Consider the following 12,667-nt stretch of genomic DNA (forward strand, 5'->3'; position numbering starts at 1 on the left):
CCTCCGGACGCACCACCGAACACGCTGTCCACCGAACACACTGTCCACCGGACAGTAAACGGCCACTTCAGGGTACCCGGGACGGCATGAGCCCAGACGTCGACCTGACCGTCCTCAAGCCCGGCCGGCACGCGCTGCGTGACCGCCTGATGGCTTGGGACCACCGCCTCTTCGAGTTCGCCGCGGAGCGTGACTGGCCCGCCGCCGAACCGGTCCTGCCCCGGCTGAGCCGGAGCGCGAACCACGGGGTGCTGTGGTTCGCCGCGGCGGCCGCGATGGCGGCGAGCCGTACTCCGCGGGCCCGCCGGGCCGCCGCGCGGGGTATCGCCTCGCTGAGCCTGGCCTCCCTGACCATCAACACCCTCGGCAAGCGTTCGGTGCGTCGGCGCCGGCCGGCCCTGGACCCGGTTCCGCTGGTGCGGCGGCTGAAGGAGCAGCCGATCACCACGTCGTTCCCGTCCGGTCACTCCGCGTCGGCGGCGGCGTTCGCGGCCGGGGTGGCTTTGGAGTCGCCGGGCTGGGGCGCGGCCGTGGCACCGGTCGCCTTCTCGGTGGTGATGTCCCGGGTCTACACCGGCGTCCATTTCCCGAGCGATGTGCTGGCGGGTGCGGCGCTGGGGGTGGGCGCCGCGTTCGCCGTACGGGCCCTGGTGCCGACCCGCGCCCAGGTGGTGCCGTCGGCCCGGCCGCGCGCGGACGTGCCCGCGCTGCCCGACGGGGAGGGTCTGATCGTCGTCGCCAACACCGCCTCGGGCACCGCCGACCGGGTGCGTGCCCTCCAGGACGCTCTGCCCGGGGCCGAGGTCGTCGAGTGCGGGCCGGCCGACGTCCCGGCCGAGCTGGAGAAGGCGGCGGCCCGCGCCCGGGCGCTCGGGGTGTGCGGCGGCGACGGCACGGTCAACACGGCCGCCGGGGTCGCCCTGCGGTACGGCCTGCCGCTGGCGGTGCTGCCCGGCGGCACGCTGAACCACTTCGCGTACGACCTGGGTGTGGAGGGTGTCCGCGATCTGGGACGGGCCGTCCGCCAGGGCGAGGGCGCACGGGTGGACGTGGGCCGGTTCACCTGCGGCGAGCGGCAGGACCTCTTCCTCAACACCTGCAGCCTGGGGGTGTACCCGGAGCTGGTGCGCGAGCGGGAACGCTGGTCGCCGCGGATCGGGGGCTGGCCGGCCGGGATGCTCGCGGCGCTGCGGGTCTCGCGGACCGACCGGCATCCGCTGGAGGCCGAGTTCCGCGGCGAGACCCGGCCGCTGTGGCTGCTGTTCGCGGGCAACGGCACCTACCACCGGATGGGTCTCGCGTCCGGTCGGCGTCACGACCTCGCGGACGGGCGGCTCGATGTGCGGGTGGTGCACGGCGGGCGTCGGCCCGGGCTCAGGCTCCTCGCGGCGGCCGTCGCCGGACCGCTGACCCGCTCCCCCGCCCACGCGGCGGTCCGGGTGCCCCGGCTGCGCCTGACCGGTGTGGCGCCGGGCACGCTGCTCGCCTACGACGGGGAGGTCACCGAGGTGGCGGGCGAGGTGACGCTGGAGAAGCTGCCCGAGGCGCTCGCGGTGTACCGGCCGCTGACCGAGAACTGATCACTCGGCGGCCCGGCGGTGCCCCGACCGCCCGTTCGTCCACATGGCGAAACGCGTATCTCATCATGCGACATACGCGCGTACCGTGAGGTGCACCCGTGGAGACGCCGAGCAGGGGAGCTCACCCATGTCGAAGTCGCAGGAGACCGCCGTCTACACGCACGGACACCACGAGTCGGTGCTGCGTTCGCACACCTGGCGCACGGCCGCCAACTCGGCGGCCTATCTGCTCGGTTCGCTCAAACCCCACATGAAGGTCCTGGACATCGGCTGCGGCCCCGGCACGATCACCGCCGACCTGGCCACCCTGGTCCCGGACGGTCACGTCACGGGCGTCGACCACGCGCCGGGCATCCTGGACCGGGCGCGGGCCACCGCCGCCGAACGCGGCCTGGGCAACGTCGACTTCGCGGTCGCGGACGTGCACGCGCTGGACTTCCCGGACGACACGTTCTGCGTGGTCCACGCCCACCAGGTGCTGCAACACGTCGGGGATCCGGTGCAGGCACTGCGCGAGATGCTCCGGGTCACCGCCCCGGGCGGGTTCGTCGCCGTACGGGACTCGGACTACGCGGCCATGACCTGGTATCCCCAACTGCCGGGCATGGACGCGTGGCTGGACCTGTACCGGCGGGTGGCCCGGGCCAACGGGGGCGAGCCGGACGCCGGGCGCCGACTGAGGTCCTGGGCGCTGCGGGCGGGCCTGACGGACATCACGGCGACCTCCGGCACCTGGACCTTCGCCACCGCCGAGGAGCGGGCGTGGTGGAGCGGGCTGTGGGCGGACCGCACGGTGGCGTCGGCCTACGCCGAGCGGGCCACGGAGGGCGGCCACGCGACCGACGCGCAGCTGCGGGACGTGTCGGCGGCCTGGAGGGAGTGGGGCCGGCGGGAGGACGGCTGGTTCAGCGTCCTGCACGGGGAGATTCTGTGCCGAAAAGATGTCTGAATCTCCGTTTCCGGGAAACCCGGAACACAGGAGGTTCACACTATGGTTCCGATTCTGCTCGTGCTGCTTCTGGTACTGATTCTTTTCGGTGCCGGTTTTGCGGTGAAACTGCTCTGGTGGATCGCACTGGTCGTTCTGGTGCTATGGCTTCTGGGCTTCCTGATGCGGGGTACGACCGCGGGCGGAGGCAGGGGCCGCTGGTACAGGTGGTGACGCACCAGCGGTGAAGTGATCCCGGAGTGAATCCGGGATCCGGCGGTCCGAGCGGCCCGAAATCGGGAAACCCGATTTCGGGCCGCTCGCCGCTGGTCCCGAAGACCCGCCGCCTCCGGCGGGCGTCCGCTAGCGGTCGACCGCGAAGGAATAGGCGGCCCAGGGCCCGGTGAGTTCCACCCGTATTCCCGGCACCTCGCCCTTCGTTCGTTCGACGAGTTCGACGAATTCCTCGCATTCGGCACGCGGCACGAGATAGGCGGCGTCGAACACGTTCTGCCCGTACGCGCCGGAACGGACGGCGTCCCGTGAGGCGTGCAGCCGGAAATCCTCGGCATGCGCGGACAGTGTTTCGTGCAGCCCCTTCGCACCTTCCACCGGTTCTGTTTTCCCTTCCGTTTCCGCTTCCGTCCGCGCGTAGGCTTTGACGCTCCATTCCACCCGCCCGTGCAGACGGTCGAGGGTGCGGCGGAAGTCGTCCTCCCCCTTCTCGATCATCACGCGCACGGCACTGTCGTCCCGGAACACGGTGCCCGGCGACAACGGCAAGGGCGTGGTGACGACGGTGAGCGCGTCGATCACGCCCTCGTGGGCTCGGGCGGTGGCGGTGAGCCACTCCGGGTCCTCCAGCCGGCCGCGGAGCGGTTCCTCACCGAACTCCCGCTCCGGGACATGGCTGACCACGGCGACCAGACCGCGGTGCTGGAGCAGCCGGGGCGGATCCCCGGCCACGCCCGTCAGCTGGGCCTGCAGCGGGGTGCCGAAGGGGTGACAGACGGCGTAGACGTACCGCAGTCCGGTCATGGTGCCTCCTCCTGACCACCGACGGGATCCGGTTCCGTCAGGGTCGTCCTGCGGCCCGTCGCATATGCCAGCCCGGGTGGCCGCTCGGCCGCCGGCCAAACCCGCACGCGGGCACGCGTCCGGGAGGAGGTACGTTGTGCCTGCTCAGAGGCAGTGCGTGTGTCAGCCACGCAGTGCGTTGAGGCGACGCCGGGCGGGGCCGAGGGCACGTCCCCGCGTCAGCAGCCCGGCCCACGGGTCGGAACGGGCCTGTTCGACGGCGTCGGCGACGGTCCACCGGCGGGCGTCGAGCCCCGGCTCGTCGAGCTGGCTCCACGCGATGGGGGTCGCCACGGGCGCGCCGGGCCTGGCCCGGACGGTGTAGGGCGCGACGACGGTCTGCGCGTAGGCGTTGCGCTGCACGTCGAGGTAGAGCCGGTCGCCGCGCTCCTTCTTGCGGGCGGCGGTGGTCAGCCGGTCGGGATGGCCGGCGACGAGGGTGTCGGCGGTGTCCCGGGCGAAGGCGCGGACCTCGTCGAAATCGTGGCGCCCGTCGAGCGGCACGACCACGTGCAGTCCGCGTGAGCCGGTGGTCATCAGGGCCGAGGGCAGTTTCAGCTCGTCGAGCAGTTCCCCCAGCAGCCGGGCCGCCTCCCGCACCGCCTCGAAGTCCGCGCGGGAGTCCCCGGGGGGATCCAGGTCGAAGACCATCCGGTCGGGCCACTCGGCGCGACGCGCGCGGGACAGCCAGCGGTGCAGGGTGAGGGCCGCCTGGTCGGCGAGGTGGAGCAGGGTGGCGGTGTCGTCGCACACGGTGTGCCGGACGGTACCGCCCTCCTTGGCCAGCTCGACCCGGGTGATCCACTCCGGGTAGTGCTCCGGGGTGTTCTTCTGCATGAACCGGGGGCCGGTGATGCCGTCCGGGTGCCGCTCCAGCATCAGGGGGCGGCCCCGCAGGTGCGGCAGCATGAACGGGGCGACGGACCGGTAGTAGTCGACCAGGTCGCCCTTGGTGTACTCCTTCGCGCCGCCGTCCCCGGGGAAGAGCACCTTGTCCGGGCGGTGCACCCGCACGGTGTGCCGCCCCGCCCGGACGGTCCGGCCGTCGCCGCCGCTCACCGCACGACCGCCTCCTCCACCAGCAGTTTCCCGGCCGCCGCGATCGACTCGGCGTCGATGCCCGCGGCGTGCAGCTGCTCGTCGGGCGACCCCGAGCCGGGCATCGTACGGACGGCCAGGCGCACCAGACGCGGTACCGGCCGCCCGTCGGTGAAGGCGTCGAGGACGGCGTCGCCGATGCCGCCCTCCTCGTGGTGGTCCTCCACGGTGAGCAGACAGCCGGTCTCCTCGGCGGCCCGGCGCAGGGTGGGCCGGTCGACGGGCTTGACCGAGTACAGGTCGATCACCCGGACCGGGATGCCGTCCCGGTCCAGCGCGTCGGCGGCGGCGAGCGCCTCGTGCACGGTCACCCCGGCCGCGACGATCGTCAGCCGGTCGTGCCCGGAGGCGCGCAGCACCTTGCTGCCGCCGACCGGGAACTCCTCGTCGGCCCCGTAGATCACCGGGCTGTCGCCGCGCGAGGTCCGCAGATAGCGCACGCCCTCCAGGCCGGCCATCTCGGCGACGAGCCGCGCGGTCTGGTTGGCGTCGCACGGGTACAGCACGGTCGAGCCGTGCACCGCCCGCATCATCGCCAGGTCCTCCAGCCCCATCTGGCTGGGCCCGTCCTGGCCGATCGCGGCGCCCGCGTGCGAGCCGACGAGGTTGACGCCGGAACCACTGATCGACGCCATCCGGATGAAGTCGTAGGCGCGTGTGAGGAACGCCGCGAAGGTGGAGACGTACGGCACCCAGCCGCGGGCCGCGAGCCCGACCGCCGCCGCGACCAGCTGCTGCTCGGCGATGTAGCACTCGACGTAGCGGTCGGGGTGCTCCTTGGCGAAGGCCTCGGCGCGGGTGGAGTCGCCGACCTCGCCGTCCAGGGCGACGACGTCCCCGCGCGCGGTGCCGAGCGCGGCGAGGGCCTGTCCGAAGGCGTCCCGGGTGGCCACGTCCTCGCCGCCCTTGTCCCAGCGCGGCAGTTCCAGCTGTCCGGCGCGCACGGAGTGCAGCAGGCGGGCGGCCGGCGGCTCCTGCACCTCGACGCGGAGGTCCCGGACCCCGCCGAGTTCGGCGATCGCCTCGTCGGCGTCCGGCAGCGGCTTGCCGTGCAGGCCCTCACGGTCCTCGACGGAGGCGACGCCCTTGCCCTTCAGGGTGCGGGCGAGGATCACGGTCGGCTGCCCCTTGGTGGACTCGGCCTCGCCGTACGCCCGGTCCACGGCGTCCACGTCGTGGCCGTCCACCTCGACGGTGTGCCAGCCGAAGGCCTGGAAGCGGCGGGCGTAGGCGTCGAGGTCGTGGCCGTGCCGGGTCGGGCCGCGCTGGCCGAGCCGGTTGACGTCGACGATCGCGGTGAGGTTGTCGAGGTGCTCGTGCCCGGCGTGCTCGGCCGCCTCCCACACCGAGCCCTCGGCCATCTCGCTGTCGCCGCACAGCACCCACACCCGGTAGCCGGTGCGCTCAAGTCGCTTGCCGGACAGGGCGATTCCGACACCGACGGGCAGTCCCTGACCGAGCGAGCCGGTGGCGGTCTCCACCCACGGCAGCCGTCGGGGCGTCGGATGCCCTTCGAGCCGGCTGCCCAGCTTGCGGAAGGTCAGCAGCTCCTCGTCGTCGACGGCACCGGCCGCCTTGTACGCCGAGTACAGGAGGGGCGAGGCGTGCCCCTTGGACAGCACGAAGCGGTCGTTGCCCGGGTGGGTGGGGCGGTCGAAGTCGTAGCGGAGGTGGTGGGCGAAGAGAACGGCCATCAGGTCCGCGGCGGACATCGACGAGGTCGGGTGCCCGGAGCCCGCGGCGGCCGAGGCACGTACGCTGTCGACGCGCAACTGCTGGGCCAGTTCGACGAGTTCACGGGTGTTCATGAGTCTCCTTCAGTGGTGGGATCCATCGGGGGTGCCGAGGGCTCGGCGGGCTCGCCGGCGGGGGCGGGTCGGTTCTTCGCCGACCCGGGGCCCGGACGGTTCCCGGCGGGCGCGGCGGCGACAGGCCGGTTCCTCGCCGGTTCGCCGCCCGGCTGGTTCTTCGCCGGCTCGGGTGCGGGCCGCTCGCCGCTGTCGGACGCCGTGTCCACGGCCGTGGCGGCGTCGGGCCCGGACCGGGCCTGCGCGCCTGGTGTCGCCTGCGCGCTCTGTGTGTCCCGCGCGTCCCGCCCGGCCTGCCGTCGTTCCGGTCCGCCCGTCGAGGTCGGCACCGTCGGCCTCGCCGAGGACCAGCCGTACCCGGGGCAGGGTGGCCGCCAGGGAGACGGTGGCCCGGCGCGGCTCCAGGATCCCGGCGGCGACCTGGGGCAGCAGGGGCAGGTACAGGAAGCGGTCGGTCGGGTTACGCAGGGTGATGCCGGCCTTGCCGCGGGCCGTCCGGGCCGGCTCTCGGGCCGTCCGGTACCCGGCGAATCCGGCACCGACGATCACGATGCGGGGTCGGCTCACAGTGCGCCTCCGGGGCTGTCGCGTACCTCGGGAGCCTTCCGCGTCCCCCTGGCCAGGACCCCCAAACGTCCGCGGGGCCTCCCGGTGGCCGGATTCCTCCGGATATATCGGCGCGGACCGGCGCGGTGGGCCGCGTCGGCGGGACCAGCGTGCCGGGGCCGCTCGGCGAGGCTCCGGTGACGCTGCCCGCCGGTGACAGGGCCGGGCCCGTCCGTGGAGAGGCCGGCGGTTTCGCGCCGCGCGGGCCGCAACGCGTGGGGCCTGGCGGCACACCCGCCAGGACGCGCGGGGTCGCCGCGGCGGCCCGGCCGGGCGGCCACCTACGCGTCGGCCCGCACGGCGACGGCCGATGTTCTGGTCGGCGCGGGCGGATCGTGTGAAACGATCTCGCATTCCCGGCCGCCCCAACTAGGCTCGTCCGCATGGACATTCTGGGAGCCACGCTGCGCGTATGCGTCGACGACCTGGAGACCGCGGTCCCCTTCTACGAGCGACTGGCGGGCGGCACCGCCCTGCGTTTCGAGCGCGGCGGTGTGCAGGTCGCCGCGGTCGGCTGCTTCCTGCTGATGAGCGGGCCGCAGGCCGAGCTGGAGGTGCTGCGCAAGGTCGCCGCGACGATCGCCGTCAAGGACGTCGACGAGGCCCACCGGGTGCTGACGGAGCTGGGTGCCCACGTCGTCGCGGGCCCGCTGTCGACACCGGCGGGCCGCAACCTGATCGCGATGCATCCCGACGGGATGGTCTACGAGTACGTCGACCGCGGCGGCGCGTGACCTCTCGGCGCGGGCCGGTACCCGTCAGCCCCGCTCGGCTCCGGTCGCCCCGGCGACCGCGGACACGACGACGTCGGTGAGCAGGGCGCCCGCCGTGCCCTCCGGGTCCAGGTCGGGGTCGTAGATCGTGACGTTGAGGCCGACGCAGTGCGGGGACGCGAGCAACGGCCGCAGCAGGGCGACGAGTTCGTCGGGCATCAGGCCGTCGGGGTCGGGGCTGTCGACGGCCGGCATGACGCTCGGGTCGAGCACGTCGGCGTCCAGGTGCACCCAGAAGCCGTCGAGTTCGGGCACCTCGAAGGCCTGCGCGGTGGCGCGGGCGAGGGTGTCCGCGCCCCACTCCCGGAGGTCACCGACGGTGACGACGGGGATCTTCAGGTCGGCGAGTTCGGCCCGGTCCTCGTCGAAGCAGTCGCGGATGCCGAACAGCCGGACGTCCTCGTCCCGCAGATACGGCCGGAGTCCCTCCAGGTTCGTCAGGTCGTCCTGCCCGCGCCCGGTGGCCAGGGCGACCTCCTCGCCGCCCGCCGCCCCGATCCGGTCGGAGTTCCCGGGGTGACGGAAGTCCGGGGAGGCGTCCACGGCGGCCAGCCCGTAGCGGCCGACGCGGCGCAGCGCGAGGGAGGCGCCGAGCTGGATGGAGCAGTCGCCCCCGAGGACGAGGGGAAACTCACCGGCGCGCACATGCCGCTCGATGCGGTCGGCGAGCCTGCGGGTGTACGCGGCGAGGGCGACCGCGTTGAAGACGCCGTCGCCCTCCTGCCAGTCCCCGAGGTCGTAGCGCGGCGGCACGACCACACCGCCCTCCAGGGCGCGCAGCCGCTGCACGATCCGCTGCTCGCGCAGGGCGCCGGCGAGCTTGTGGCAGCCGGGGACGGTGCCGGGCGCGGGCGGGCGCAGGCCGAGGTTGGAAGGGGCGTCGAGCACCACGATGGTCCGCATGCGGGTCATCCTCGCCGACGGGAGGAATTGCCGGAACCCCGCGGCCCGGCGGCGCCCGCCCGCATCTCGGCGGTGATCGCCCACCGCTCATGATCCCGCCAGGCCCCGTCGATGAAGATCATGTCCGGCGAGAAGCCCTCCAGCCGGAATCCGCACCGGCGGGCCAGCGCGATGGACGCCGCGTTGCCGGGCTGCACGTTGATCTCCAGCCGGTGCAGCCGCATCGCCCCGAAGGCGTGCCCCACCACGAGGTCCAGCCCCTCCCCCATCAGCCCGCGCCCGACGGCGTGCGCGAAGGCGCCGTATCCGAGGGCCCCGCACCGGAAGCCGCCCTCGACGATGTTGTTGATGTTGATGAATCCCGCGACGGCCCCCTCCCGCTCCTTCTCGCAGACCAGGAACCCGGCCTTGGCCGGATCCTCGATCAGCCGCCCGGCGTACGCGGTGTAGGCACTGGCGCTGTCCGGCGGGGCGAGCCACGGCCGGTGCAGCTCCGCGCTCTCCCGGACCCGGGCGGTGAACTCGGCGCCGTCCTCGTAGGTGAAGTGGCGTATCCCCACGCGGGGGCCCTCGGCGAGGTAGGGGGACATGGTGGTGTGTGGCATCCCGTCAGCCTAAGGCCCGCTAGCTGCGGCGTTTCATGGCATACACCCCGCACAGGGCGCCGATGGCCGCCGTCGCCAGGAGCGCCGTCCACAGAGGCATCGTCACCTCCGGGATCAGCAGCCGGATCCTGGTGGCGCGGGTGTTCTCGAAGATGAAGATCAGGGTGAGGAGGGCGAGCAGCAGCACGATGATCCGGGCCGGTGTCATCACCCGCCTCTTCCCGCCGGGCCCCGCGCCACCCTCGGAGGTCTTCGCGTTCATAGGACCAGCATGGTCCGCCGGCACCCGGTCCGCGCGCCGAACAGCGTGACACAGGGTGACGGGCGGGCCGTGCGGGTGGCCCCGGTCAGCGAAGAGCCGGTGCGTCGAGTGTCAACGTGCCCGCGTCGGCGTCGAGTTCGGCGGTCACACCGAAGGGCACGGTCAACGCCCCCTCGCAGTGCCCGAATCCGAGCTCCTCGACCACCGGCACCCTGAGGCCGCCGAGCCGGTCGGCGAGGACCGCGCGCAGGGCGTCGTACGGACCGCACCGGTTCCAGGAACCGAGCGCGATGCCGGCGACGCCGTCGAGCCGGCCGCCGCGCAGGAGTTGGGTCAGCATCCGGTCGACGCGGTACGCCGGTTCGCCCACGTCCTCGATCAGCAGCAGGCCGCCGCGTGCCGTGGTGCGGGCGTGCGGGGTGCCGAGGTCGGAGGTGAGCATGCTCAGGCAGCCGCCGAGCGTGACACCCCGGGCCCGTCCGGGGGCGAGGGCACCCCCGGAGGCGCGGCTGGTGAGGGTGCGGACCGTCTCCGGTGCGAACAGCGTGGCCTTCAGATGGTCCTGCGCCCGGGCGTTCTTGACGAAGTCGACGCCCGCGGCGGCCGGTCCGTACAGGGTGACCAGGCCGAGCCGGGTGGCGAACGCCTCGTGCAGCACCGTGACGTCGCTGAAGCCGACGAACACCTTCGGCCCGGCCGCCCGCATCGCCGTCCAGTCGAGCAGGTCGACCATGCGCTGCGCCCCGTACCCGCCCCGCGCGCACAGCACCGCGTCCACGGACGGGTCGCACCAGGCCTGCTGCAGATCGGCGGCGCGGTCGGCGTCGGAGCCCGCGAGGTAGCCCAACTCGCCGTGCACGTCCAGCACATGAGGGGCGACCACGGGGTCGAGGTCCCAGCCGCGCAGCACGTCGAGCCCGGCCTGCAGCCGCTCCTCCGCGACGGGCCCGCTGGGTGCGACCACGGCCACCCGCGCGCCGGGGGCGAGTCTGGACGGCCGGACGAGTTCGGTCACTCGGTGAGCTCCAAGGTGGGGACGGCGGGCGGGTTCAGCCCGAGGACCTGGGCGTACAGCGAGAGTTCGGACTCCAGGACGCGGACCATGGTCTCCGCGCGGCGGAAGCCGTGCCCCTCCCCCTCGAAGGCGATGTAGGCGTGCGGCACCCGGCGGCCCGCCATGCGGTCCAGGAGGCGTTCGCACTGCGCGGGCGGGCAGATCACGTCGTCGAGCCCCTGGAGGAGCAGGAAGGGCGCGGTGATCCGGTCGGCCTGTTCGGTGGGCGAGCGCTCCGCGTACCGGCCGGGAACCTCGGCGTACGGTCCGACCAGGCTCTCCAGGTACCGCGACTCGAAGTCGTGGGTCTCCCCCGTCGCCCAGCCCGCCAGGTCGAGGATGGGGTAGATGATCGTGCCGCAGGCGTAGACGTCGGTGGCGGCGAGGGAGGCCGCCGCGGTCCAGCCGCCGGCGCTGCCGCCGCGTACGGCGAGCCGGGCGCGGTCGGCGGTGCCCTCGTCGGCGAGGGCGAGCGCGACGGCCGCGCAGTCCTCGACGTCGACCACCCCCCATTGCTCGCGCAGCCGTTCGCGGTAGGCGCGGCCGTACCCGGCCGAGCCGCCGTAGTTGACCTCGGCGACACCGATGCCCCGCGAGGTGAAGTAGGCGATCTCCAGGTCCAGTACGAGCGGCGCCCGGCCGGTGGGCCCGCCGTGCGCCCACACGACGTACGGCGGCAGTTCGCCGCCGGGGGCCACGCAGCCGGGGTTGTGGGGCGGGTAGATGTGGGCGTGGATGTCGCGCCCGGCGGGTCCGGTGAAGGTGCGGATCTGCGGCTCGGGGTAGTGGGCGGGGTCCACGGCGTCGTCGTGGGCGGCGCCGATCACCCGGGCGCGGCCGGTGCGGGCGTCCAGTTCGACGACCTCGTAGGCGCTGCGCGGGCTGGCTCCGACGGCGATGATCCGGTCGCCGTGCACCGCGAGGGTGGGCGCGAACTCGGTCCAGGGGCCCGCCGCGTCGACGACCTCCCCGGTCTCCGGGTCGAGGATCCCGAGGGTGGTGGCACCGCGGCCGTGTACGACGGCGATCAGACCGCACTCCAGCGGGGCGAACCAGCGGTGGCCCAGCTTCCAGAGGGGCCCGCCGAACTCCTCCTCGCGCGGGCAGAGCGGGACACCGCCGTCCGTTCGCGGGACACCGACGACGGCGTTCGGCGGTCCGTGCTCCGCGTACAGGTTCCACCAGCCCGTGCCGTCGGCCGCGTACAGCAGACGGCCGTCCGCCGACCACTCGACCTGGGCGACGGACTCCTCCGGCCCGCCGGCCACCGTCCGGGCCCCGCGGAAGGTGCCGTCCTCGTGGACCTCGGCGGTGACGAGTTCCGTCCCGTCCCACGGCATCCGCGGATGGTCCCAGGCGAGCCAGGCCGCGCGCCGTCCGTCGGGCGAGAGGCGGGGCCCGGTGACGAACCGGTGCCGGTCGTCGGTGAGTTCGCGGACGCCGTCCCGGTCCTGGGCCGCGGAGCCGTCCAACGGCACGGCGGCGAGCACCCGGCGCACGTCGGTGGGCCCCTCGCCGGTGAACTCCTCCAGCACGCACCAGACTTCGCCGCGGTCGGGCAGCAGCAGCGGGTCGGCCCAGCGCAGCCCGGCGCCGACCGGGGACAGGGGCGTCAGCGGCTGTGGTGCGGTGCCCGGCCGGAACCGGTACATCCGCTGGTCGGCGAAGTGCACGAACACGACGAGGGGTTCGCCGTCGACGCTCGCCCCGGCCCAGGGCTGTCCGCCGTACTCGATGACCCGGCTGCGCACGTTCCACGGCGCGGGCAGCACCGGCTCCTCCGTGCCGTCGGGGGCGCGCCGCACCAGGGTGCGCCGGCCGCCCTCGGTGGGCCGTGGTGCGGTCCACCAGGTCTCGTCGCCGACGAGGCCGACGTATTCGGGATGCCCGTCGTGCGCGGCGGCGAGCGCCGCATCGATGGACGAGGGCCACGATCCGTACGCCAACGTCCGCACTTCGTCCCCCAGTCGATA

At 73.8% G+C, this 12,667-nt stretch carries 12 protein-coding genes and 1 pseudogene; 4 read left to right on the top strand and 9 right to left on the bottom strand.

Features of this window, described 5'->3' with window-relative positions; all coding sequences use genetic code 11:
- Positions 1 to 86: 86 nt before the first annotated feature.
- The 3 genes from ACZ5VD_RS15735 (at position 87) to ACZ5VD_RS15745 (ending at position 2,742) form a co-directional block, all read left to right on the top strand.
- A complete protein-coding gene (locus ACZ5VD_RS15735) occupies positions 87 to 1,580 on the top strand; it encodes a phosphatase PAP2 family protein (RefSeq protein ID WP_468547877.1) in 1,494 nt (497 codons plus the stop codon).
- A gap of 127 nt (positions 1,581 to 1,707) precedes the next feature.
- Positions 1,708 to 2,529, top strand: coding sequence for a class I SAM-dependent methyltransferase (locus ACZ5VD_RS15740; protein ID WP_468682516.1), 822 nt, complete (start codon positions 1,708 to 1,710; stop codon positions 2,527 to 2,529).
- Between the two features lie 42 nt (positions 2,530 to 2,571).
- Entirely contained in the window at positions 2,572 to 2,742 is a 171-nt protein-coding gene (locus tag ACZ5VD_RS15745; protein ID WP_468547879.1) for a hydrophobic protein, read from the top strand.
- A gap of 129 nt (positions 2,743 to 2,871) precedes the next feature.
- Here ACZ5VD_RS15745 and ACZ5VD_RS15750 read toward each other — a convergent pair whose 3' ends face one another.
- The 4 genes and pseudogenes from ACZ5VD_RS15750 to ACZ5VD_RS15765 all read right to left on the bottom strand — a co-directional run.
- A complete protein-coding gene (locus ACZ5VD_RS15750; protein WP_468547880.1) occupies positions 2,872 to 3,546 on the bottom strand; it encodes a GvpL/GvpF family gas vesicle protein in 675 nt (224 codons plus the stop codon).
- Positions 3,547 to 3,708: 162 nt separating this feature from the next.
- The gene (ligD, locus tag ACZ5VD_RS15755) at positions 3,709 to 4,644 is read right to left on the bottom strand and encodes a non-homologous end-joining DNA ligase (protein ID WP_468547881.1); all 936 of its coding nucleotides are present in this window, start codon (positions 4,642 to 4,644) and stop codon (positions 3,709 to 3,711) included.
- Positions 4,641 to 6,491 carry a transketolase gene (locus ACZ5VD_RS15760; RefSeq protein WP_468682517.1) on the bottom strand — a complete coding sequence of 617 codons (1,851 nt, stop codon included), beginning with the start codon at positions 6,489 to 6,491 and terminating at the stop codon, positions 4,641 to 4,643. Before ACZ5VD_RS15760 ends, ligD begins: the two co-directional genes overlap by 4 nt.
- Before the next feature lie 299 nt (positions 6,492 to 6,790).
- A pseudogene (locus ACZ5VD_RS15765) lies at positions 6,791 to 7,058 on the bottom strand (hypothetical protein); the annotation flags it as partial.
- A gap of 422 nt (positions 7,059 to 7,480) precedes the next feature.
- On the opposite strand from ACZ5VD_RS15765, the gene ACZ5VD_RS15770 reads away from it, so the two are divergent.
- Positions 7,481 to 7,831: a VOC family protein gene (locus ACZ5VD_RS15770; RefSeq protein ID WP_468547883.1), complete on the top strand. Its 351-nt coding sequence runs from the start codon at positions 7,481 to 7,483 to the stop codon at positions 7,829 to 7,831.
- Positions 7,832 to 7,855: 24 nt separating this feature from the next.
- Here ACZ5VD_RS15770 and ACZ5VD_RS15775 read toward each other — a convergent pair whose 3' ends face one another.
- The 5 genes from ACZ5VD_RS15775 to ACZ5VD_RS15795 form a co-directional block, all read right to left on the bottom strand.
- Positions 7,856 to 8,773, bottom strand: a complete 918-nt coding sequence (locus ACZ5VD_RS15775) for an arginase family protein (RefSeq protein WP_468547884.1) — start codon at positions 8,771 to 8,773, stop codon at positions 7,856 to 7,858.
- A gap of 5 nt (positions 8,774 to 8,778) precedes the next feature.
- Entirely contained in the window at positions 8,779 to 9,378 is a 600-nt protein-coding gene (locus tag ACZ5VD_RS15780; protein WP_468682518.1) for a GNAT family N-acetyltransferase, read from the bottom strand.
- Positions 9,379 to 9,397: 19 nt separating this feature from the next.
- Entirely contained in the window at positions 9,398 to 9,640 is a 243-nt protein-coding gene (locus ACZ5VD_RS15785; protein ID WP_468682519.1) for a LapA family protein, read from the bottom strand.
- Between the two features lie 85 nt (positions 9,641 to 9,725).
- Complete coding sequence (locus ACZ5VD_RS15790; protein ID WP_468547887.1) at positions 9,726 to 10,655, bottom strand: S66 peptidase family protein; 930 nt, start codon at positions 10,653 to 10,655, stop codon at positions 9,726 to 9,728.
- On the bottom strand, positions 10,652 to 12,649 hold the full coding sequence (locus ACZ5VD_RS15795; RefSeq protein ID WP_468547888.1) for a prolyl oligopeptidase family serine peptidase: 1,998 nt from the start codon (positions 12,647 to 12,649) through the stop codon (positions 10,652 to 10,654). Before ACZ5VD_RS15795 ends, ACZ5VD_RS15790 begins: the two co-directional genes overlap by 4 nt.
- Positions 12,650 to 12,667 lie beyond the last annotated feature (18 nt).

This window comes from Streptomyces sp. NPDC032822 (genome assembly GCF_055578825.1).